Raw genomic sequence first — 21,787 nt, 5'->3', positions numbered from 1 at the left:
TAAACACTATTCAATATTACTTCGAATAAGAAATATTATTCACTGTCCAATGCCAAAAAGAAGACGCAACAGAAGACAAATTTCCACTTTTTTGACGAATGATCCCTACTCTTTTACACAAACCACTTTGATGGATTTTCAAGCAAAGCAAATCTTTACTCAACATTTGCTCTTGGCATAAAGCAGGTACAACTGATACACCTAAGTCATGTTTTACAAATTGCCCAAGAGTAGCGAGCTGACTTGCCTCTACCACTATATTCAGTGACAAACCATTGATAACCATGAATGAATCAATCCATCGACGAATTGCTGACCCTTTGTTCATCGCCACAAACGGGTAAGATGAAATCTGCGACCATGACAAACTTTCGTTTTCACATAAAGGATGATTGATCGGCAGTACCGCAATAAAATTATCAGTAAGGATAGGATGAAACTGCAAACCATCCATTTTTTCATGTTCAAATGAAAAGCCTATTTCAGCTCTACCAGCCTGTACATCTTTGATCACCGATTCCATGACTACATCTGCAACAGACAATTTGATATTAGGAAACTCCGTTTTAAATTGTTGCAAAATACCCGGCAACAACCCTGCAGCAAACGAGGGCATAGCGGCAATTGATAATTTTCCACGACCTAGCGAAAATAAGTTATGTAAGTCTGAAAACGCTTCTTGCCAATCATCAATGAGGCGCTCTGCCACTGGCAAAAACTGCCGTCCTTCTGGCGTCAATTCAACTTTCCTGGTGGTACGTGAAAATAACATTCCGCCCAATTGAGATTCCATTTTTTTAATTGCCGAAGATAATGCCGGTTGCGACAGACACATTTTTTCAGCTGCCTGAGCAAAGGTGTGCGATCGCGCGATACACACAAAAACCTGGAGTTGGCGAAAAGATACGTTATACATAGAATCACTCGTTCACAATAAAAATTAATAAATTTAATTTATTAATACAGACATTAATTTAATTTTACTATTTAAACATATCTTTTACACTCTAAGCATTGTTGTTTATTTGCATGTACTAGTTTGATGCGTAAATAACACTCCTTAGTCACTTAACTTGAGAGTAAATCATGGCAGGTTTTAACAAGGTTGTAGAAAGTTACGAAGCGGCAATGGCCGGCTTACAAGACGACATGACAGTCATTGCAGGCGGATTTGGCCTTTGCGGTATTCCTGAAGGGTTAATTGCCCAAATCAAAAAAATGAGCACCAAGGGACTCACCGTTGTGTCAAACAACTGTGGGGTTGACGGTTTTGGTTTAGGTTTGTTGTTAGAGGACAAACAAATCAGCAAGATGGTGTCATCTTATGTAGGAGAAAATGCTTTATTTGAGCAACAGCTGCTCAATGGAGAACTTGAAGTTGAGCTTACGCCCCAAGGTACCTTAGCTGAAAAGATGCGTGCTGGCGGTGCTGGGATCCCAGCCTTTTATACAGCAACAGGTTTTGGTACACCCGTTGGTGAAGGAAAAGAAGCCAGAAAATTTAATGGCCGAGATTATATATTAGAAGAATCAATAACGGGTGATTTCGCCATTGTGAAAGCGTACAAAGCTGACCGTTATGGAAATTGTATTTATCGCCATACCGCTCAGAATTTTAATCCCATGGCGGCAACAGCAGGCAAAATCACCGTTTTAGAAGTAGAAGAGATTGTCGAGCCAGGAGAACTCTCTCCTAGTGAAATTCACACGCCCGGTATATACGTTGACAGAATTATTGTAGGCCAGTTTGAAAAACGTATAGAGCGTAAAATCCTTTCATCAGCCAGCAGCAACCAATAGGTCATTATTATGTCATTAAGTAGAGAACAAATAGCTATGCGCGTAGCCCAAGAATTTGGTGATGGTCATTATATTAATTTAGGTATTGGCATACCTACCCTAGCTGCCAATTATGTCGCTAGCGATATTGAAGTAATGCTGCAATCAGAGAATGGGTTACTGGGTATGGGGCCCTATCCGTCTGAAGCCCAAGTCGACGCAGATATGATAAATGCTGGTAAAGAAACCGTTACCGCTGCCACTGGTGCGTCTATTTTTAGTTCCGCAGAGAGTTTTGCGATGATCCGCGGCGGCCATGTAGACTTAACAGTGCTTGGGGCGTTTGAAGTAGATTGCCGTGGTAATATCGCCTCGTGGATGATCCCCGGTAAACTTATCAAAGGAATGGGAGGTGCCATGGATTTAGTAGCTGGCGCTCAAAACATTATTGTCACTATGACTCACGCCGACAAACATGGTAATTCAAAACTGTTAGAGCAATGTACCCTGCCCTTAACCGGCGTAAATTGTATTAACAAAATCATCACCGACTTAGCCGTTCTTGAAGTAAAAGACGGGGCTTTTCATTTAATTGAGCGCGCACCTGGCGTTTCAGTGGCGGAAATCCAGTCGAAAACTGCAGGCAAATTGGTAATAGGTGATAACGTTTCTGAAATGATGTTTTGAAATAAACCGACACAATTGTCAACAGCCTTGTATAATCGCTTTAATATCAGTTTTTAGAGCATGTCTTTTGCAATTTACCGACCTACCTTTACATCATAATTTATTAAAAGCCCTTGAAATTAAAGGGCTTGATTCTCCTACCGAAATCCAAAGTAAGGCTATCCCTTACGGTTTATTGGGCAACGATTTAATTGCCTCGTCTAAAACTGGCTCGGGAAAAACCCTAGCGTTTTTATTACCTGCGGTGCACAGAGTATTAACCAAACAACCACTGAGCCGCCGCGATCCTAGAGTGTTAATTTTGGCGCCCACTCGAGAGTTAGCTAAACAGGTGTTTTTACAACTTAAGTGGTTAATTGCAAAACAGCCCCTCAAAGCCGCCTTGGTATTGGGCGGAGAGAACTTTAATGATCAGGTCAAAGCGCTCAAGCATCATCCACAGTTTATCGTAGGCACGGCAGGACGTGTGGCCGACCATTTAGCTGGTAAATCATTATTTTTGAACGGGCTTGAGATGCTAATATTAGACGAAGCAGATCGTATGTTAGATTTAGGTTTCGCGTCGCAATTAAGGCTTATCAATCAAGCAGCCGACCATCGCAAACGCCAGTCTATGATGTTTTCTGCCACGCTCGACAGCGCTGCGTTACACGAACTAACCCAAACACTTTTAAAAAGCCCACAACGCATTAGTGTGGGATCTGCGGGTGAAGAACATAAAGATATTCAGCAGCAATTTTATTTGGCTGATCACGTTACCCACAAAGAATTGTTATTGGCACATATCATTAAACAGCAAGATTACCGCCAAATAATAATTTTTACGGCCACTCGCACAGATACAGAAAGACTAACAGTGTTACTTAAAGAACAAGGATTTCACGCAGCCGCTCTAAGCGGTGACCTCACCCAAGGTCAGCGTAATAATATTATGAGTGAATTCGGCCGCGGTCAGCACCATATTTTAGTCACTACCGACATTGCGTCTCGCGGCCTAGATTTACTCAATGTAGCGCTAGTGGTGAATTTTGATTTACCTAAATTGGCCGATGAATATGTCCACCGAGTGGGCAGAACAGGACGCGCGGGTAATAAAGGCCAAGCGGTATCGTTAGTAGGCCCAAAAGATTGGTTTAGCTTTTTGGCCATCAAAAGTTTTATGCAACAAAACATCGAGTTTAGTGCCATTGAAGGGTTAGAAGCCAAGTTTAAAGGCCTAAAACCTATTAAAGCCAAAACAGCCATCGGCAAAAAAGCGACCAATAAAAAGGTTAACCAAAAACCTAAACCCAATAATACGCCTAATCGAGTTAAAACCATGGTAGGTAAAGAAGTGGGTGATTTGCCTATGAAACGTAAACCTAGAGCTGTGCTGAAACCAGAAGACGATTCTGAAGAATAAAACTGCTGTGAGGCTTTATTGCTAGATGTTGAGCACAAACCTTAATGTTTGTGCTATTCAAACAGCTAGAAAATGAGGATAAGGTTTCTAAACTGCCATCAGCAGCTCATCATTTATATTCTTTATATTATGCTAGTAAGCCGACAGATTATTGCCAGTTTTGAAAAAACTCGTCACTGTTTCTTTCTGGCTTAGGTAACGGCTTAACCGCCGCTGTTCCTAAATACAAAAAACCCACTATTTCGTCTTGCTCTGATAAATCAAATGCCTGTTTTACAAATGGATCATGGGCATAACTGCCAGTTCGCCACACTCCTGCAAACCCCTGAGCAACGGCAGCCATTTGCATAGCCATTACTGCACATGAAGCCGAGGCGACTTGCTCAACCCAAGGCACTTTTTCGTGCTCAGTATATTTTGCAATCACCACTATCACCATAGGGGCACGTAATGGCAATTGCGGCGCACGCTCAATTTCTTTTTCAGTTTTATCAGCAGAAATGGCAGCTTGTTCATATATTTCGCCTAAACGTTGCAAACCTTGCTTTTGGCAAACAACAAATTTCCAAGGAGTCAAGCATGCATGATCAGGAACCCGCAACGCAGCCTGCTTGATATTTTCCAGCGCTTCGCCTTCAGGAGCCGGAGATTGTAAACGAGGTTGCGAACTTCGGTTAAGTAATAAATCTAACGCTTGCATGAGAGTACCCTGTATTCCAAAATTTGCCCTATCCTAATCAAAAAAACGTTTACGCGCAGAGTTTTTTATTGATTAACCAAATATTTTTTAGCTAAAAAATAATCAAAACTGGTGTACTTACCCCCCCCCGTAAAAAACAACGAAAGCAACATGATAAAATAGGTCATAGCGAATTCAATTCCGTTGTTAAGTACCACAAATTTTCCACTAGATGTGAGCCATTCATAATTACCATGCTCTTGTAAAATATCTTTCGCAGCCGCTAATTTTGCAGGTGCATTAACTACGGCTTCGTTAAGCATAATGGTCCCATCAGACATCCAACTGCTTGCATCAGCAATCGCAGCCCAACCATTTGGCCAGTGCACTGAAAATACCGCAACTAACATAACCACCATCAACGGAATAGAGATCCAGCGCGTTGCGAATCCTAACAAAAGAAAAACACCACCGAGTAATTCCGTTGCAGTAGCCAGAAATGCCATCACCACAGGAAAAGGTAAACCCAATCCATAATCGGCATTACCAAACCAGTCTACTATGGCATCGAAACTCTGATATTTATTCCAACCAGCTTGTAACATCACTGGCGCTAAATAAAGCCTTAACAACAAAGGGGCAATGCCTTCAAACGCTAGACTTTTGTCTAGTAGCTTTTGTAACTGAGTATAGGGTTTAATTAAATTCATATTTTTTCCAAATAATGTAATGACATATAAGACGCCTTAAGTAGCTAAAAGATTTCACTAGGTTTTAATTTGACCAATGATCTAGTATTCGTTTCATAAAAATACATATCGCGCCCTCTAAGTTTGTTAGTAAACAATCTCCCCTCCCGATGAGGCTCTCCAGCAAATTGGCACAGACCATGGAGAATAATAGCAACTATAAAATTGGCATTTATTTACCGCTACATTCTAACGTTGGAAAGAAATTGCCGATAAAACACAAAAACAATCATTAAAAGATAGGCCATTGAATCAATAGCTAACTTAACTATATGCAGTTAATTTCGCAAATGTGGCATTATTCATGCTTTGAAATATTAAAGAGACATAAAAGGTTAAACTAGTGAAGTATTCGTACATTTTACTCTGCTGTGGATGCATTACGTTTTCAGGTTGTCAAACGTTTGACACTCAAATTGAAAATCAAGTCACAACATTAGAAAACACAGATTCATTCAATGTTAAGGTAACTGGGCTTGTCGACAAACTAACTAGCAACAACTCGTATAATTACATAGATAAATCTACTCTTGTGACAACTTTTGTTTGGTCAGACACCCTAACCTATAAAGATATAGTCCATCCATTGAAGAAACTAGGTCACCAATTGTCTGAAAGTATAAAAGTGAAGTTAGTTCAAAAAAACGCGCAAGTTTTCGAACATAAATCTGCAAACTTTGTATCAATGGACGAAAATGCATCATATTTCTTGTCTCGAGATATCGATAATTTGAATAGTAATATAAATGCACACTACATTTTAGCTGGTACTTTTACTGAATCAAATGGAGGCACAATGGTATATGCGCAGGTTATTGAGTTTCATAGTGGTAAAATTGTAAGCGCCGCTGAAGAATTCATTCCAACCTCCTTTTTTGGCCCCAAAAACGTGATGACTAGCTATGACGGAATGCTATATCGCGGTGAGAATCTAAGATGATAAATAAATATTTGATAATGTCTCTTGCACTATTAACGGGTTGTAGTTTGTCACCTCAAAATTCACTAGTTACCAAAGAAAAAGAAAGTACTGAAGTGGCCAATAAGATAGTGAATCAAAGCCCTTCTAAGACTGTGAGCTACTTCGATAAACCATTGACCAATAACGTCAATGATTATGCTCAATGGCTAATTCAAGACTTGTTTTCAACTATCGATTTTCCCCAAAACAATGCGATATTTATGGTATCAGATTTAGCGATTTTGGATTCAGATCTTAACAAAACAAACCAATTTGGGCGTCAAATGAGTGAAGCAATACTCCATGAAGTCCATCAAACTGGATTTTCAACGCTTGATGTGCGAACTACCGGCTATGTCAGGATAACCGAAGAAGGAGATCTGTTTTCACAATCCAGAGATTTTACAGATTTAAGTATGACAGTAAGAGCAACAAACGTTATTACAGGCACACTCACTCGTCATCGCGGCGGTTACTTACTAAATGCTCGAGCAGTTGATCTAGATAGCAAGCTTCTTATTGCCACGGCACAGATATTTGTCCCCTATGATGTGGTTGACTCAGTTATGCGCGAAGGCACACAATCTCCAAATGACATGACAACTAATACAGGGCTAACTAACGGTTCACGCGGTATACCCTTAAAAAAATATGAATCGAACCGATAACAAAAAATGGAAAACTAGTGATACTTTAATATAGAGGAATGCGTTTGAATACTTTATTAAATATTAATACAGACTATGTTGAGACAATTTCGACTCCGTTAGTATTTCAAAGTCAGCCGAAAAAAAAAGTAAACTACAAGATTCCATTAAACAAACCATACTTACCTAATTTTTCAAAATACACCAAATACCTAGCCAATATGTACGACAATGTATGGTTGACGAATAACGGGCCCTTACTTAAGGAGCTGACGGTTCGAATGGAAGAGTACTTAGGCGTAAAAAATTTACTGCTTAACTCTAGTGGCACTATGGCATTACAAATAGCCTATAAAACACTAAATTTAACCGGTAATGTGGTCACAACGCCCTATAGTTTCATCGCTACTAGTAATAGCCTTGATTGGTTAGGTTTAAAGTTAAACTTTGCAGATGTAGATGGTCAATCTTTCAATTTATGTCCTAAGAATGCCCAGCAGGCGATAAATAAAAAAACTTCAGCCATTGTTCCTGTACATGTGTATGGTAACCCTTGTGACGTCAATGCATTAGAAAAGATAGCTAAACAGCACAAGCTAAAGTTAGTTTACGATGCCGCACACGCATTTAATGTGAAGGTTGCTGGGCAAAGTATCATGAGTTTTGGCGATGCCTCAATTCTGAGCTTTCATGCCACTAAGGTATTTCATTGTATCGAGGGAGGCGCAGTAGTTTTTAAGCATAAGGACGATTTTGAAAAAGCTTCTCACATGATCAATTTTGGTATTAATACCTCAACGGGTAATATCGACAATTCTGGTATAAATGGAAAAATGAGCGAAGCCCATGCTGCTATGGGGTTAGTCATGTTAGATGACCTAGACAAAATACTTAAGCGAAGACTTGAGCATTACTGCTTATACAAAACCCTACTTGGCGACAAGGTAATCTATCCAAATTGGCATCCAGATGCGACACAAAATGCCGCTTATTTTCCAATAATATTCGAATCCGAAAAACAGTGTTCACGAGTGTTTCAACATCTAGAAAAAAATGGTATTCAAAGTCGACGTTATTTTTCACCATCACTGAATGAAATAGAGCATTTATCAAGGCCTAGCCGAACAGCTTGCCCTGCATCACAAAGCCTAGCGAGAAGAACTTTATGTTTGCCGCTTTTTGTAGAGTTATCATTCAAAGATATTAACAGAGTATGTGCCGCGGTTAATGCTGCGATGGTACTTTGGTAGCAGAGGCTGAATAAGTTAATTATTAAAGGTAGGTAAATTTGAAAACACATTTGAAGTCGCACAGTTTGTACTTTGCTAAAAGGTATTTCACTTTGTCCAAATTATTTGGAAGTCTCCAGAAAGTTAGTATCTGATTTCATTCTCTATGATTTATAACATTTGGAAATATCTATGAATATGGATAAATTTTCCTTCTACAAAGAGCATCCTAAATCCTGTGATCCAAAAGATTTTTGGGGGCAAGTTAAACGGACTGTCAATGGAAAACCTGTTTCTAAAGAACAGATTGATATGATTGTAGAAGCCGCTGCTGCAGGCCTTTTGCTAGATTCAGAGGATGTTCTTCTTGATATTTGCTGTGGTAATGGTGCGTTAACTAACTTGTTTTTTGAGCGTTGTAGGGGCGGTCTTGGGGTGGATTTTTCTGAATATTTAATCTCAATTGCAAACCAAAACTTTGCGAAAGAAACTATTAGTGAATATTTACTGGAAGATGTAGTTGAGTTTTGCTTAGCGCCAAAGTCCGCTGCAAATTTTACAAAGGCTTTATGTTACGGTTCGTTTTCTTATCTGGAACATGCTCAAGCAAAAAAAATGCTCAAAGCATTGTATGATAATTTTCCTCATCTTAAGCGCGTTTTTATCGGTAACCTTCCAGATAGGAAGTTAATAAAGTTGTTTTATGGTGACACGCCTGTAGAGCCTCAATTAGCCAACGACCCTGGGTCGGCAATCGGTATTTGGCGCACTAAAGAGCAATTTGTCGAAATGGTTGGTAGTGATCGCTGGAAGGTTGAATTCAGAAGAATGCCAGAAAATTATTACGCGGCTCATTATCGTTATGACGCCGTACTTATAAGACTATAGGTCGCCTGTGAAAAGTATAAAAACACATTGGATTTCGGGGATGCCGCGTTCAGGCAGCACTTGGCTTTCTCAGTTATTCTTTTCTTCCCCGGACGTGAAACTAAAATTTTGCCCGCTGTTTTCTTATGAGTTCAAAAATCAGCTAGATGAAAAAGCAGGCGGTGTTGAATGGCAGACATTTTTTGACCAAGTATATTTAACTGAATCAGAGTTCTTGGATCAAGAATACCTGCGCAAACAAGGATTAGTACCTAACTTCAAAACTCGTGATGAAAATCCCATAAATTTGGTCATCAAGTCGACTCGATTCCACCATTTATTGCCGTTCTTAATGCGGGAGCACAGAGGCGTTAAGATTATTCATATCGTAAGACACCCTTGTGCAAGTATTTATTCTTGGTTATGTAATCCTTTTGAATTTCCAAAAGATGTGTCACCGATGGATAACTGGCGATCCGGTGAATGCCGTAAAACAAGTGTTGGTGAATTTTGGGGGTTTGATGATTGGAAGCACGTGAATACTCAGGCTATTTCGCTTGAGAAACAGTACCCAGAGCGGTTTAAAATTGTTCAATATGAACATTTAGCGACAAATCCAGAGTTAGTAATAAAAGATATTTTTAAATTTTGTGACATCGCTTTTAGCAATCAGACTCAAGATTTTATTTACTCATCCCAAAATACACATGATGCCAATAAACGTTCAGTTTATAAGAATGCAAATAAAGTGGAGAGTTGGATATATAACCTAGCTCCTGAAATAGTTGACGTCATTTTAAAAGAAACAGAAAACACTGAACTTAATAGATTTTTAGCCACCAAGAGCGATTATTAGAGGCGTTAATGAAAAAAATAAATGTTGAACAATTGGCTTTACTGGGTGGTAAAAAAATATTTGAACAGGCTAAGTCAACGTCGAATCTGTTGAAACCCAACTTTGAACAATTTCTTGCGTACTCAAAAATATTCTACGAGCAAATGTGGTATTCAAACAATGGTCCAAATGTCCAGTTATTGGAAAAAAGGTTGGCGATTTTTCATAACACAAAACATTGTGTCACTTTTTCTACTGGTTTTTGGGGGCTGGCACTTGCAACAAAAGTATTAGCATTGGAAGGAAGGACCGAAATTATAATGCCATCGCTTACATACCGCCGTATGGCAGATATGGCAGCTTGGACGCAATTGAGTCCTAAATTTTGTGAAGTGGATGAGTCCACCTTAGCTATGACGCCGGAGACTGTTGCTAAGTGTATTAATAAAAATACAGCTCTCATTCTTGGGGTTCACCCGATTGTAAATTGTTGCGACGTGGAAGGGTTAACTGAACTGGCAAAAAAACATCAAATTCCAATCTTATTTGATTCTGTTGAGTCGGTTTATGAGTCAATTGAATCTGGAAAAATTGGTGGCTTTGGCAATGCAGAGTGTTTTTCGCTACATGCCTGTAAATTGATAAATGGCTTTGGCGGTGGATATTTAACCACCAATGACGACAAACTGGCTGCAAAATTGTCCTCGATGAGGACCTTTGGTTTTACAAACGTAGATCACGTTGAGTACTTCGATGGTTTGAACGCTAAGTTAAATGAAATGCACGCCTGTATGGCGCTTGCCAGCCTTGATGATATAGAGCAACAAGTGAAACTAAATCAAGCGCGCTATAAATGCTACTTAAGGTGCCTCGATGAAGTCGACGGTATTGAATTAATTAGGTTTGATGAAAGTAAAGCCTGTGGTTACAAAAACATAGTGGCAAGAATTACGAAAGATTGGCCTTTTAGCATAGAGGATACGATTAGTTTACTTAACAGTGAAAATATACTGGCTCGTCAATATTATTCACCGCCGTTACATTTAAAAGAAATGCAATTTGATTTTGTTAAGACCGATTTACCTCTCAGTAAAAAGCTCTCAAATAATCATCTTAATCTTCCATGTGGGCAAAAAGTAGATGAAAAAGACATTGTTCAAATTTGCAACTTTTTGAAATTTATTAGCAGTAATTCCACTGAAATTTCAAATGAACTCACTAGAAATGGCGGTCTTTGATATGCGACTTCAAACTTTACAGGAAGAGATAACACAATTTTGTTGTCAAGACGCGGTACCTGTTGGTCAACTTTATTTTCCGTCTTGGGAGCGGTATGAACAAATGTTTAGCGGGATTTTCGAGCGAGAATACTACAACAACAATGGTCCACTCTTAACTGAATTTGAGTCAAGAATACAAAGCTTCCTTGGCGTTAAACACGCAATTTGTACCAGCAGTTGTACTATGGGGTTAATGATAGCGGCACAAGCTTTGGGGCTTAAAAAAAGAGTGATTGTTCCGGCACATACTTTTATTGCTACAGCGCTGTCGTTGCAATGGGCAGGGTTAGAGCCAGTATTTTGTGATGTAGACATCAGCAAACACCATGTAGACTTGGATAAGCTAGAAAGTCTAATTGATGATAGGGTCGAAGCCATATTGGCGGTTAATCTATGGGGAGGCGCTGCCGAAGTTGAGAAGCTTGAAGCCATTGCCGACAAATATGGTTTAAAACTTTATTTCGACTCTGCACAGGCTTTTGGCTGTAAAGTGGGAAATAAAGCAATTGGTAATTTTGGCCACCTAGAAGTGTTTTCATTTCACGCGACCAAAGTGCTTAGTACTGCAGAAGGCGGCTGTATTTGTACTAATGATGATGCTTTGGCTGCAAAAATCAGAGCCATTCGGCCAAGTTACGGTGAAACAAACTCACCAAATATTGTTAAAGTGGCTAACTCGAGAATGTCTGAAGCACAAGCCGCAATAGGACTCATGAGTCTGGATGACTTTGATAAAAATCAAGCGAACAACAAAAGACTGTATCTCCAATATAAAAACAGACTGGACAGATTGCCTGGTATTACTTTGCTCAAACCACAGCATGTCAGTTATTCTAATTATCAAAGCGTGGTTTGTGAAATAGATGAAGATATTTACGGATGCTCAAGAACTGTACTTATTGATGTATTAAAGAAAAATAATATTCTAGCCAGACGTTATTTTTATCCTGGCGTACATAAAAGTGAGGGATTTCTTAACGAAAACTTACAACTTAACAATACGGATTGGTTGAGTAATATATGTTTGCAACTTCCAATTGGGGCTAAAGTCGATTTTTCTATAGTCGAATATATCTGTAATATTATCGAATTTACCCATCTTAAACATGCAAAAGCATAAAGTTACTTTTAAGGAAATGATATGCGTTTAGGGATCATGCAGCCTTACTTTTTTCCTAATCTAGCTCACTTTGCGTTGATCGCATCTGTAGACCGATGGATTGTTTTTGATGTCACCCAATATACCCCTAAATCTTGGATGAATCGCAATCGTGTGCTACATCCTGTGACAGGATGGAATTATATATCTGTAGGGCTTAAGCGTTCTTCAACTTCGATAACCACTAAGCAAGCCGTCGTCGATAGTTTAAATAAAAGCCATCAGACAGTGCTCGGTAAATTGTCTCATTATCGCTCTACTGCCCCGTTTTACAAGGAAGTAATAGGACTAGTCAACGATACTTTTAACTCACTTATCAGTGACTCCTTAGTAGAGCTAAATGTATCGACGTTAAAGCACACATGTCAATATCTAGATATTTCCTTTGATTATGAAGTGTGTTCGCAGTTGAATCTAGAGTTTGACAACGTGCCTGACGCTGGACAATGGGCTCCGATAATTTGTCAAAAATTAGGTGCTAATGAATATCTCAACCCAATTGGTGGAGCCGAACTTTTTTCTTTGGATGATTTTACAAGTCGTGGAGTTGAACTTTATTTTGCTGAAGTTGTGCCCTTTACCTACAGTACTAAGCACTATGAATATCAGCAACACCTTTCAATTTTAGACGTGTTAATGTGGAATTCTCCACTAAAAATACGTAACGCTATCTGCACAAGCTGTAACTTAACAAAAGCGAGCGAATTGCACGCTAAAAATTGATTTATTGCTGATTTCGCTTGTAGTTAATAATGAAGCATGCTTAGAAAACAAACACTAATTTATCTTTGATTAAGTTTCATTGAAAAATTAGTGTTTGTTGTAAGACTAAACTTGGTATTTAGAAATGTGATCATTTATTGCTAGATCGAAGTGTTCATTAATAGAGTGCTTATAATTATCGCTATTATTAAATACTTTTTCGGATGAACATCTAACCGATATCAGATCATGCAATTCTCGCCTTTGTTCTGTGTTGTTTATTAACAACAAGGCTTTATCTACCAGTCCATCTACCGTATCGCTTCCTAGCTCTTTCACTAAATTCACTCGCTCCCAAACAATATTGTCTGTTCTGGTATATAACTGCTGATTACTTTTAAGAAATAACTTGGGTTTGTTAAGTATCATGGCATCAACATTACTATTTGCTCCACCAAAGGGCAGAGTTGGCAACAGAAAATGACAACTGCTGACCATTTTTAAATATTGTAGATAATCACTAAAACTAACGAGTTCGAAAGATTTGAGCATTTTAGACAATTGATTTTTTGTAGCAATGTAGGCAAGTTGTTTTTTACTGTGTCCAGAAAAAAATACAAAAGTTACATTTTTCGATGCTTTTCGTTCAATTTTTCGACAGACCTCTATCGTTAAATAAGTCACTTTAGTCATAACACCGTTAATGCCAATCCGAAAGTTTTCTTCTTCATTCAAGAATTGACTATGTTCGGCCAAAAACTCTGTAGTTAAATCAGGATGTCTAGTTGAAACTTGTGAATTTCTACTTGCTTGTTTTGTCATTATTACTTTTTCACTGAAAAATGGTTGAATATCTTCAGCTGTAAATGTATCGCCAGGAACTAGGCAATAGTCAATTTCGGGGCTAAAACTACTAGATGGATGCCCCCCCATCATCATCTGCAAAGGAGCAAGTCGCAATTGGCTCAAATATATCCCCCAAAACTTCATTCCTATCGAGGGATAAAAAATAATATCAGGTTTTTCAGAGATGACCAATTTTGCATTTCCATTGACATCAAAAACGTTTAACAATCCAACAACCTTACTAAAAATAGTTAGATCAGCTGTATCAATTTCATTATTATCAATGAAAGCGATCAAATCATACTTTTTTGCTAAGTTTCTTAATCTAACGTTAAAGCTACGATACATCGCATGGTTTAAAGAATAATGCTCCAGCATCACACAAACTTTAGGCTTTTCAGAAATTTGACGGTTTGATAAAATGGAAATATATTTTTTTACTTCATCATCCAACCACTGTTGCAGATTATGTCTAATCTGAGTTGTTAACCATTTTTTGAACTCATACTTATCGGGTGATGATGCATAACTACAATTGAAATAAGCGTAGTTAAGCTTACCTAGGTCAGTTATCACCGGCAAATTTAAAATGGGTAAGTCACTTGCTGATTCAAGTAAATAATTAAAACCTCGATCATTTTCTTGACTTAAAGCAGGAATAGACTGAGTCACCAACCCAATATAGGAGCTCATTGCAATCGCTGGATTTAGCTCGAAAAGCTTTTTCCAAGGTAGTTTATATTTACTACTAAGGGAAACTAACGCTAGCAAAATGGTAGTTTTTTTTTGGTTGAAATCTACTTGTAACTGTCCAAAACTATTGATCTGTACTAATTTTAGATGATCAATTATGGCATCAGTGTTCTTCCAAATGCTGGCGCTAAATAACCAATCAAGTACAAATTTATAAGATAGGAATGAATGAATAATCCCGTCACTTGGCTTATATCTAGGGTGACAAAAAAGTTCTGAAATAACAGTGGCGTACTCATTACAAATATTTTCAAGAGAGCTAGTCACTTGAGGTTGAGAGTTTTGAAAACTGTTATTTTGTGAGAGGAAATTTAATTCATTTTTATCATCTGCGTTAAACAAAACAAATTGGAGAATACCCTGCTCTGCTTCCCTAAATTTAAGGCTTTTAATATTCAAAGATATCTGAAATGGTGTCAAGGACATAGCTATTTACTTACTCAATTAAAGTTCAATGGTTCAATGGTTCAATGGTTCAATGGTTCAATGGTTCAATGGTTTTACAAGAAAGCTTTGCCTTCAAAGATGGTAGTAAAACACGACGTATTCAACGTTTGAAGTAAATTGCACAATTCATTGGCTTTGGCTTGTGACTCGAGACCACCTGCCTTCAATCTATAATAAATTTTCCCTCCTATTATCGCTTCTTCGTATAGTGGCGTGAGTTTGGCCAACACATTCGAATGTTTTTGCATTAAGCCTGTCCATGTTGTTTTTAGAGACTGCTTATCCGTTAGAGAACCAAGTTGTACCCCATACTTCTTGGACAAAGCCTCCACTTTTTTAACGGTATGAATTGGTTCCTGTATCGTATTGTCAATTGGTATAGCTGGCGAGGTAATGACGGTATTATTTGTCACTTCTTTCTGCTCGATGTTAACATCTACCTCCGACGCATCCTTGGTTTGACTATCTGAAGTTGTCACATTTTGTTGTTGCGTTATAGCATTCAATTGGACTATCAACTCCTTGAGCTCACTTTCAATTGCTACCAAACGCTTAATACTCGGCTTCATCTTTCGCCATTCTTCCAAATGAATGGTAATTTCATCAGAGTGACTTTGAGTAGCACTCTCAGAAGTCGCTAATGCTATGGATTGATTGACATTTTTATCACCTTCCACAAAATCCGGGGTTGAGCTACACGAGCTAAGTACAAAACTCATTGATAAGAAAACTAACTTTATGATGACATTTTTATGCATGTTATTTCTCATTTCTAATACTCTAACTTTACTGTTAATCAGCATTATCCCAAGTTTATTATTGGCTAACAAATTCATATTCTTCGACATTACACTGAATATCAGCTCCCGATATTTGTTTGCAAGCTTGGTAAGCTTCCGATTTATCTTTATAAAAAGCCAAGTTTAAGCTAAATCGGCCGGAACCTTCTCGCTCAACATAAAAGGCGGTTTGTTTTAACTTAGCTCGATAGCGACGTTGAATTAAGTGCCAATACACTTTAAGCATTGTAAGGCTGTCAAACGAGCCTGCTGACACAGCAAAACCTTCAGTAAAGTCAAGCTCAAGCAGAGTAAAATCACTTCCATTTATAACATCCCCTTGAACGGTTAGATTTACCGCTAAGTTTTCAATACTCTCTAGTTTATGCTGCTTCAAATAATCGTCAGCTACAGAAACAAAATACTGACCAGGCACTAAATCAACAAAAAGGTAGTAACCGTCATATTCAGATTGTGTTGTTTCTACGACATCTCCATTCTCATTTAGCAAATTAATTGCTACATAAGCCAAATTGTTTTCATTACCTCTAGTGTCAACAGAGTAAATAGTACCGTCAATCTCTCCTGAGGTAACCACTGGATAGTCTACGTTATCCAAAAAGCCTTTGCGTGGTGTAATAGAAACACCTTTGGTAGAAGGAATGAAAAATGGGTCACCTAATGTATCCCTGTCTAGGGTTATATCGGTCTTGACATTAGCTGGAAGGTTTTTAATTAATGCAATTCCATCATCACCTGAAAACGCTTGCCGTTGCGCCTGAATAGCTTTGGCTTTAGCTCCTTCAATAACATTTTCACCCTCATTAAAAATCCCATCATTATTTTCGTCTTCAAATACTCTTACTGACATTGCTCCAGAGTTGGCAAGAGACGTTGAGCTCATAAATGCCCTATTATTTTCTATATCGTAGCCAATACCAAAACGCAGAAACAAACCAACGGTCCATTCGTCTTCATCATCAAAGCTAAAATAACCATTCAAATTGAAATTTTCGTGTTGCCAACTCAAACCTAGATCTGCTCGATACTTATCAGACTCTGGAATATATATAAATTTAAAATCTGATTGCAACTTTTCAAACATTGTCCAGCTAAGCTCTGTTTTTACATTTTCAATTTTGTTTTCAGGGTGAATTGAATAACCTACCGAAAGTCTACTAAAAACCCTCCCCAACTGACGCTGAGTTTGCATATAACCATTTAAATATTCAGATGAATCCAACGCACTTTCATTTTTTTGCCAATCTAAAGTATGCTGGACTGAAAATCTGCCTGCACTCAAAGACAGATTGTTAGTAAAGCGAGTGTTTTTATCGTCATTAATACCACTTCTAAACAAGAGTTGATTGTCGTAGTTTAAGCGATATTTTTGCATTTGGAGAAACTGCCCGCCCATTCGAAACAGATGCTGGGTGTCTGTAACCTTTTGAGTGGAGGTATCTATTCCGCTAATTAAGAACTCTTGTGTTCTGAAACTATAAAATAGTGACTGTCTCATCCATTGTGTTCTTCCGGTTAAATAGCCTCTAAGTAAATTATCCTGATTAATGCTCATATCTGCATTGACCAGAACATTATTATATAAATTAACATCGGTCCCAATTGAATAGTTAAACTCATCCTCACCCGTGTCGCTAAATAATGATGATTGACCTAATGAAATAGTAAGCCAATCTGTAATGCCTTGACTAAATACGCCTGAAAAAAGAACCCCTTCATTATTTGAAGTAAGTTCATCATTAACCCCAAGTAATGACTTGCCTTGTTGAGTTACTGAAAAACCATAGTCCTGCTCTGATGTTTGCAAGGCATTTGAATCGATAAATACCTCACGGAATTCTCTTTCGACTTGCCCCTGTGGCCCATAAGAAATAATTTCGAAATTGTTATACCCAAACAATAAATCAATATCGTTGAACTCATAGCGCCCAGTTTGAACACTAGTCTGCTTATCAATGAGAATATTATTTTGATAAAGCTCCACGTCCCAACTTGGCTGAATATCGCCATTTATATTGATTTGTTGATTATCCTTAACCTCAGTTAAAGCCTTAGTAAATGAAACCCCTCGGTTAAGTCCGCTACTAAAATTTGAATCAATACTTATAGAGTTTATATCGCCAAATTGAATATTAGCAGCTGGTAAAAACCCAAATAGTCCAGATTTCAATTCTCTACTGAACTTCACTCTGGCATCACTTAGGCCTCCTTCCGAACGTCCCGCAACATAATATTGGGTATTCAAAAATGCTACGTCATGGCTTCCTAATGCCGAAAAATTGGTATAATTACTGTTATCATCTTTGCTAGCAGATTGCTGCATTTGCACATCTACTAGTGGTGAAGAGAACATTTGATAGGCATTTCTTTTCCAGGGAAGGGTCGATTTAGGTTTGTCTGTGGAATTTATGTTTTTACTTTCCCTAGCAAGGCGAGCCTGAATTGGCAAAGTTTGAGATGGCTTAAGAATGGCGCGTAGATCATTAAATTTATAACTTAAATTCAAACCAAACCACTTTGATAATAATCTCCCCTCAATATAGACATCATTATCTTCGATAAAAAAGTCTTCTTCTTCGACTATTTCAGACTTTCCGTTAACAGTAGCAGAGGGCGCAGAATCAGTATTAAAATAAAACTCAAAATAATTATTTTCTTGTATAAACCACCCGTCTAATTTTTTTTCTTCAATATCAATATTTATAGGAAAATCTAATATTACGAATATACTCTGTGCACTTATCTTGGCACCTTGTTCACTCTTATAGGCAAAAACATCTGCTAAATATAAATTATCAATATAAATTGAAAGCAGGAGCTCTTCCCCTTCAGGAATACCAACACCAATATCATCTAGATCCTGTTCAGGAGAGCGTATTTTATCAGATTGATTATCACTAAGAGTTATAGCCTGTGTGTAACCAACCTCTATCAAATTAGCAGAATCATTAAATTTATTTTCTTGTGAGGTTTCGATTGCCTGATACTTAGCCTGTATACGTTTTAAAATTGCAGTTAAAGCCAAGTTTTCGGCAGGAGTTTGAGGCGATGCTGATACTGTAAAAGCAATACTTGATAGTAAAAAAATGGTGGAACAGATTAGTAACATTCTGATTAACTGTTCCATATTACGACCTTATCAACAACAGGCATTCAAAAAAGTTAAAGTGAAAGCACTTTTTCAGCAAATATTTGGCCATTAAATTCTTGTCCACCTTCATAGGCAATTCTTAATGTTCCAGATGTTGGTGAAAAGGATTCTGGTTGCCAAGTCATAGTACGATTAATGGTCTCGAGTTCAGCATATAAATGTACGCCGTTCAGGGTAGCAACTTTAATTTCTTCTCCTCCATTGTTGGGTGTCCAATAAGCTTGAATTGCACCATAGGTGCTATGTAGACCAGTGCGTTTAAATGAAACAGCAATTTTATACTGTGTACTCTTTAACTTTTTAACTGTTAAAACCTCGGCGTTACTTATGACAACATCATGATCAAAGAATCCCTGTCGTAAAATAATTGGGATTGAATAGTTAAGCATGAGTTTTAAACGTATACCGGTTTGATTTTTTTCAGCTTGCTCATCCTCTGAAGGAAGAGCGGTAAACAATAAATGAGACCGATACTCTCCGTCAGCTAAATCTCGTGGACGACGCGCACCTATTTTTATAATTTGTCTCTCGTTTGGTCTTAACATTACCTGTCTAGGACTAAAGCGCAACATATCGCTTGCAACGGGAAAATCAGAACTTGTAGCCTCATCTAAATCCTCGTACCCGCCATCAGGCAGCGCTCTCTTTTGCTCCCAACCTAGTCGGTACGTTTTGATGGTATCACTGGTATTTAGTAATATAACCTGTGCTGAGCGCTGCCGATCATTAATAACGGCCCGAGTAGGGGAAATTAACATTTCAGCAGTTGCATGATTAGCTAGAAACATGCACTTGACTAAACATAAAGTTAAAATGACACCCAACACTTTATTTTTCATAATCTACTTCACTCACTTCTCTATTAATTATTTTTGCAATTAGGATAGGAAACCTTAATGTTCGTTCCCCCCCAAAAAAAGCATTTGAAATTAAAAAAGCAATTATCAGGCCAATCAATTTAAACACATAAAAAACAGACACTAACCTTACTCATGATTAGAGTTTTGAACGTAACCTAGCCTTATAAATATACCAAGTGTCAATTAGCTGACACGGCAAATTTCTTTAAATCTAGGCTAATTTAATGTTTCCAAGTTAGAAATTGATGGCTAACTCAAACGTTACAAAATAGGCAGTGTCATAATAGATTCCACTGGCATTGCCAGATGTTTGTATTGTTCCACCTATATATACGGTTGCAGTTCCATTAGCATCCGTTGTTACAGATGGTGCAGTATCAAGGGATATAAGGGTGAATTGCTCTGAGGGGGATGCGGAAGAGCTGGTTTCAGTGAGTAAAATGTTTGCAGACGTGAATAATTCTGTAAAAGGAGCGTAAGAACTAAGCAGATATTCACCACGGTGCCCAGGAACTAAAACGCGAATGTGATTAGTGAAGTTTATTTGGCTATTAGTATGGATCGTAATTTGGCTAGCAACATTATTTTTAAGAATGGCTAGAGTACCAAAGGAAAGTTCTTCTACTTCAGTCACTGCAGCAAAACTATTAGCATTGCATAAAAAAAACACAGACATTAAATAGAGGCGTGCGCTTCTAACTCGAGATATATTTTTGAACAATTGTGGGGTCCTGTGGTAGTTACAGGTACAACCAAAGCAAAAACCATACCCAAAAAAAATAAAAACAGCGATTAATGATACAAAAAAGCGGCTCAAATTGAACCGCTGTAAAAATTGTATAAAATTCCAATGATTAATAAGCAACTGTCATAGTGTAGGTGCCTGTGTAGGCTTGATCAACATAACCAGAGGTAAATGCAGCACCTTTGTCAGTAGTCAGAGTCGTACCAACATTTAACACTACGCCACCTAAATTATCAGTTTCCATCACGCCGGCAGTAGCTATTGTTGTACCATCATCAGCGCCACCTACAATTGTTCCTAACCAATCTGCCTGAGCAATTTGAAAAACTGCCGCTCCAGAAGGGACACCAGTAGTCGTTAACGTGAAGTCCGGCGGGAATGTTACGGTTAGGTCGGTAAATGGTGCTGCGGAATCAACGGTAAAAACTGCAGCCGTAGGAGTTGACAATGAGGTAATAGCTGAAGCTCCAACTTGCGCAGTTGTCACTCCCCCGTCTGGTGCTAAAACTAATGATGCGAAATTTGCTGCGTTTGAGGCATCACCGACAGCTCTGATGGTTCCAAAATCTAATGCTGTCGTCTCAGTTAAATTAAATGTATTTTGCACAGTTACAGTAACCGTACCTGGGGCTGTTGCTGCTAATGCTGCATTGCTGCTTACAAGTATGAAAGTAGCGCCTAATATTTTTGTGATTTTGTTTGGATTAAACATATAATCTCCAATAATTAAATTATAAAAGGTTTTAAAACAAATATTACGTAACACTAAATTCAGAGGCATTATAGCAACTCATATGTTTTGTGACGTATTCTCGGTTTCTCAATAACAATATCGACAATGTTAATGTAAACCTTAATTTTTACTTCTCAGTAACATGGCGTTAGATAAATAATGCCAACGTTTTCAAAGATTATTGTCATTACATTTAAAATCTTTGCCACTAACTGTATCGACCCTCACCTTGAAAAATTTAATCTAATTTTAGTAATTTCTTTAAATATCTTGAACATAGACACTTACGAGGCAAAAAAATCAGGTCTACTGGTACTATAAAGAGTTACTTCTGAACTTGCAAAGTGTACGCCATCCCCCACGTTGAAGGGATTTCCCTCGGTTACCTCAGTTGCTACAAGCAAACAATTCGACTCTATTCACTTTTTGCTTATAAAGTTTGTATTAACAGTCGTAAAATATCTAGGATTGGCAAC

The 21,787-nt window shown here is 38.0% G+C and carries 20 protein-coding genes; 11 read left to right on the top strand and 9 right to left on the bottom strand.

What is annotated here, in order from left to right; translation table 11 throughout:
* Positions 1-16: 16 nt before the first annotated feature.
* Positions 17-916 (bottom strand): LysR family transcriptional regulator, encoded by a 900-nt coding sequence (locus KO534_RS06830; protein ID WP_215928748.1) that lies wholly within the window; start codon positions 914-916, stop codon positions 17-19.
* A gap of 170 nt (positions 917-1,086) precedes the next feature.
* On the opposite strand from KO534_RS06830, the gene KO534_RS06825 reads away from it, so the two are divergent.
* The 3 genes from KO534_RS06825 to KO534_RS06815 all read left to right on the top strand — a co-directional run bounded on the left by KO534_RS06825 (position 1,087) and on the right by KO534_RS06815 (position 3,868).
* Positions 1,087-1,800 (top strand): CoA transferase subunit A, encoded by a 714-nt coding sequence (locus tag KO534_RS06825; RefSeq protein ID WP_215928746.1) that lies wholly within the window; start codon positions 1,087-1,089, stop codon positions 1,798-1,800.
* A gap of 9 nt (positions 1,801-1,809) precedes the next feature.
* Positions 1,810-2,466, top strand: coding sequence for a 3-oxoacid CoA-transferase subunit B (locus KO534_RS06820; protein ID WP_215928744.1), 657 nt, complete (start codon positions 1,810-1,812; stop codon positions 2,464-2,466).
* 67 nt (positions 2,467-2,533) lie between these two features.
* Entirely contained in the window at positions 2,534-3,868 is a 1,335-nt protein-coding gene (locus tag KO534_RS06815) for a DEAD/DEAH box helicase (RefSeq protein ID WP_215928742.1), read from the top strand.
* Between the two features lie 148 nt (positions 3,869-4,016).
* Here the strand turns inward: KO534_RS06815 and KO534_RS06810 are convergent, their stop codons facing one another.
* Together KO534_RS06810 and KO534_RS06805 are read right to left on the bottom strand one after the other, a co-directional pair.
* Positions 4,017-4,568 (bottom strand): NAD(P)H nitroreductase, encoded by a 552-nt coding sequence (locus tag KO534_RS06810; protein WP_215928740.1) that lies wholly within the window; start codon positions 4,566-4,568, stop codon positions 4,017-4,019.
* A 65-nt stretch (positions 4,569-4,633) separates the two neighbouring features.
* Positions 4,634-5,257, bottom strand: coding sequence for an HvfX family Cu-binding RiPP maturation protein (locus KO534_RS06805; RefSeq protein WP_215928738.1), 624 nt, complete (start codon positions 5,255-5,257; stop codon positions 4,634-4,636).
* A 382-nt stretch (positions 5,258-5,639) separates the two neighbouring features.
* Here KO534_RS06805 and KO534_RS06800 point away from each other — a divergent pair, with 382 nt between their 5' ends.
* From KO534_RS06800 to KO534_RS06765, 8 genes are all read left to right on the top strand, one after another.
* Positions 5,640-6,236 carry a FlgO family outer membrane protein gene (locus KO534_RS06800; RefSeq protein ID WP_215928736.1) on the top strand — a complete coding sequence of 199 codons (597 nt, stop codon included), beginning with the start codon at positions 5,640-5,642 and terminating at the stop codon, positions 6,234-6,236.
* Positions 6,233-6,925 carry a FlgO family outer membrane protein gene (locus tag KO534_RS06795; RefSeq protein WP_215928734.1) on the top strand — a complete coding sequence of 231 codons (693 nt, stop codon included), beginning with the start codon at positions 6,233-6,235 and terminating at the stop codon, positions 6,923-6,925. The genes KO534_RS06800 and KO534_RS06795 overlap by 4 nt, the downstream gene beginning before the upstream one ends.
* Before the next feature lie 44 nt (positions 6,926-6,969).
* Entirely contained in the window at positions 6,970-8,154 is a 1,185-nt protein-coding gene (locus KO534_RS06790) for a DegT/DnrJ/EryC1/StrS family aminotransferase (RefSeq protein ID WP_215928732.1), read from the top strand.
* Positions 8,155-8,325: 171 nt separating this feature from the next.
* Positions 8,326-9,021 carry a class I SAM-dependent methyltransferase gene (locus KO534_RS06785; protein ID WP_215928731.1) on the top strand — a complete coding sequence of 232 codons (696 nt, stop codon included), beginning with the start codon at positions 8,326-8,328 and terminating at the stop codon, positions 9,019-9,021.
* 7 nt (positions 9,022-9,028) lie between these two features.
* Complete coding sequence (locus KO534_RS06780) at positions 9,029-9,856, top strand: sulfotransferase family protein (RefSeq protein WP_215928730.1); 828 nt, start codon at positions 9,029-9,031, stop codon at positions 9,854-9,856.
* 8 nt (positions 9,857-9,864) lie between these two features.
* Positions 9,865-11,073: an aminotransferase class I/II-fold pyridoxal phosphate-dependent enzyme gene (locus KO534_RS06775; RefSeq protein WP_215928729.1), complete on the top strand. Its 1,209-nt coding sequence runs from the start codon at positions 9,865-9,867 to the stop codon at positions 11,071-11,073.
* A gap of 1 nt (position 11,074) precedes the next feature.
* Positions 11,075-12,235 carry a DegT/DnrJ/EryC1/StrS family aminotransferase gene (locus KO534_RS06770; RefSeq protein WP_215928728.1) on the top strand — a complete coding sequence of 387 codons (1,161 nt, stop codon included), beginning with the start codon at positions 11,075-11,077 and terminating at the stop codon, positions 12,233-12,235.
* A 21-nt stretch (positions 12,236-12,256) separates the two neighbouring features.
* Positions 12,257-12,997 (top strand): WbqC family protein, encoded by a 741-nt coding sequence (locus tag KO534_RS06765; protein ID WP_215928727.1) that lies wholly within the window; start codon positions 12,257-12,259, stop codon positions 12,995-12,997.
* Between the two features lie 105 nt (positions 12,998-13,102).
* Here the strand turns inward: KO534_RS06765 and KO534_RS06760 are convergent, their stop codons facing one another.
* The 6 genes from KO534_RS06760 to KO534_RS06735 all read right to left on the bottom strand — a co-directional run bounded on the left by KO534_RS06760 (position 13,103) and on the right by KO534_RS06735 (position 21,290).
* Positions 13,103-15,001 (bottom strand): hypothetical protein, encoded by a 1,899-nt coding sequence (locus KO534_RS06760; protein WP_215928726.1) that lies wholly within the window; start codon positions 14,999-15,001, stop codon positions 13,103-13,105.
* Between the two features lie 74 nt (positions 15,002-15,075).
* Positions 15,076-15,852, bottom strand: a complete 777-nt coding sequence (locus tag KO534_RS06755; RefSeq protein ID WP_215928725.1) for an SPOR domain-containing protein — start codon at positions 15,850-15,852, stop codon at positions 15,076-15,078.
* Positions 15,839-18,949 carry an MSCRAMM family protein gene (locus tag KO534_RS06750; RefSeq protein WP_215928724.1) on the bottom strand — a complete coding sequence of 1,037 codons (3,111 nt, stop codon included), beginning with the start codon at positions 18,947-18,949 and terminating at the stop codon, positions 15,839-15,841. The genes KO534_RS06755 and KO534_RS06750 overlap by 14 nt, the downstream gene beginning before the upstream one ends.
* Positions 18,950-18,984: 35 nt before the next feature.
* Positions 18,985-19,812, bottom strand: a complete 828-nt coding sequence (locus tag KO534_RS06745) for a fimbrial biogenesis chaperone (RefSeq protein ID WP_215928721.1) — start codon at positions 19,810-19,812, stop codon at positions 18,985-18,987.
* Positions 19,813-20,068: 256 nt separating this feature from the next.
* Positions 20,069-20,509 (bottom strand): DUF4402 domain-containing protein, encoded by a 441-nt coding sequence (locus KO534_RS06740; protein WP_215928719.1) that lies wholly within the window; start codon positions 20,507-20,509, stop codon positions 20,069-20,071.
* A 178-nt stretch (positions 20,510-20,687) separates the two neighbouring features.
* Positions 20,688-21,290, bottom strand: coding sequence for a hypothetical protein (locus KO534_RS06735; RefSeq protein ID WP_215928717.1), 603 nt, complete (start codon positions 21,288-21,290; stop codon positions 20,688-20,690).
* Positions 21,291-21,787 lie beyond the last annotated feature (497 nt).

It is taken from the genome of Paraglaciecola arctica (assembly GCF_018861065.1).
In the GTDB taxonomy this organism is placed as follows: domain Bacteria; phylum Pseudomonadota; class Gammaproteobacteria; order Enterobacterales; family Alteromonadaceae; genus Paraglaciecola; species Paraglaciecola arctica_B.
Note: the sequence above shows the minus strand (reverse complement) of the source record. Positions and strands in the feature narration are given on the sequence as shown.

What these genes read in the sequence shown, in the direction of transcription:
- KO534_RS06810 (WP_215928740.1), bottom strand. Translation starts at nt 4,568, where the DNA reads ATGCAAGCGTTAGATTTATTACTTAACCGAAGTTCGCAACCTCGTTTA.
- KO534_RS06775 (WP_215928729.1), top strand. Translation starts at nt 9,865, where the DNA reads ATGAAAAAAATAAATGTTGAACAATTGGCTTTACTGGGTGGTAAAAAA.
- KO534_RS06805 (WP_215928738.1), bottom strand. Translation starts at nt 5,257, where the DNA reads ATGAATTTAATTAAACCCTATACTCAGTTACAAAAGCTACTAGACAAA.
- KO534_RS06830 (WP_215928748.1), bottom strand. Translation starts at nt 916, where the DNA reads ATGTATAACGTATCTTTTCGCCAACTCCAGGTTTTTGTGTGTATCGCG.
- KO534_RS06825 (WP_215928746.1), top strand. Translation starts at nt 1,087, where the DNA reads ATGGCAGGTTTTAACAAGGTTGTAGAAAGTTACGAAGCGGCAATGGCC.
- KO534_RS06745 (WP_215928721.1), bottom strand. Translation starts at nt 19,812, where the DNA reads ATGAAAAATAAAGTGTTGGGTGTCATTTTAACTTTATGTTTAGTCAAG.
- KO534_RS06785 (WP_215928731.1), top strand. Translation starts at nt 8,326, where the DNA reads ATGAATATGGATAAATTTTCCTTCTACAAAGAGCATCCTAAATCCTGT.
- KO534_RS06750 (WP_215928724.1), bottom strand. Translation starts at nt 18,949, where the DNA reads ATGGAACAGTTAATCAGAATGTTACTAATCTGTTCCACCATTTTTTTA.
- KO534_RS06740 (WP_215928719.1), bottom strand. Translation starts at nt 20,509, where the DNA reads ATGTCTGTGTTTTTTTTATGCAATGCTAATAGTTTTGCTGCAGTGACT.
- KO534_RS06770 (WP_215928728.1), top strand. Translation starts at nt 11,075, where the DNA reads ATGCGACTTCAAACTTTACAGGAAGAGATAACACAATTTTGTTGTCAA.
- KO534_RS06795 (WP_215928734.1), top strand. Translation starts at nt 6,233, where the DNA reads ATGATAAATAAATATTTGATAATGTCTCTTGCACTATTAACGGGTTGT.
- KO534_RS06820 (WP_215928744.1), top strand. Translation starts at nt 1,810, where the DNA reads ATGTCATTAAGTAGAGAACAAATAGCTATGCGCGTAGCCCAAGAATTT.
- KO534_RS06760 (WP_215928726.1), bottom strand. Translation starts at nt 15,001, where the DNA reads ATGTCCTTGACACCATTTCAGATATCTTTGAATATTAAAAGCCTTAAA.
- KO534_RS06735 (WP_215928717.1), bottom strand. Translation starts at nt 21,290, where the DNA reads ATGTTTAATCCAAACAAAATCACAAAAATATTAGGCGCTACTTTCATA.
- KO534_RS06765 (WP_215928727.1), top strand. Translation starts at nt 12,257, where the DNA reads ATGCGTTTAGGGATCATGCAGCCTTACTTTTTTCCTAATCTAGCTCAC.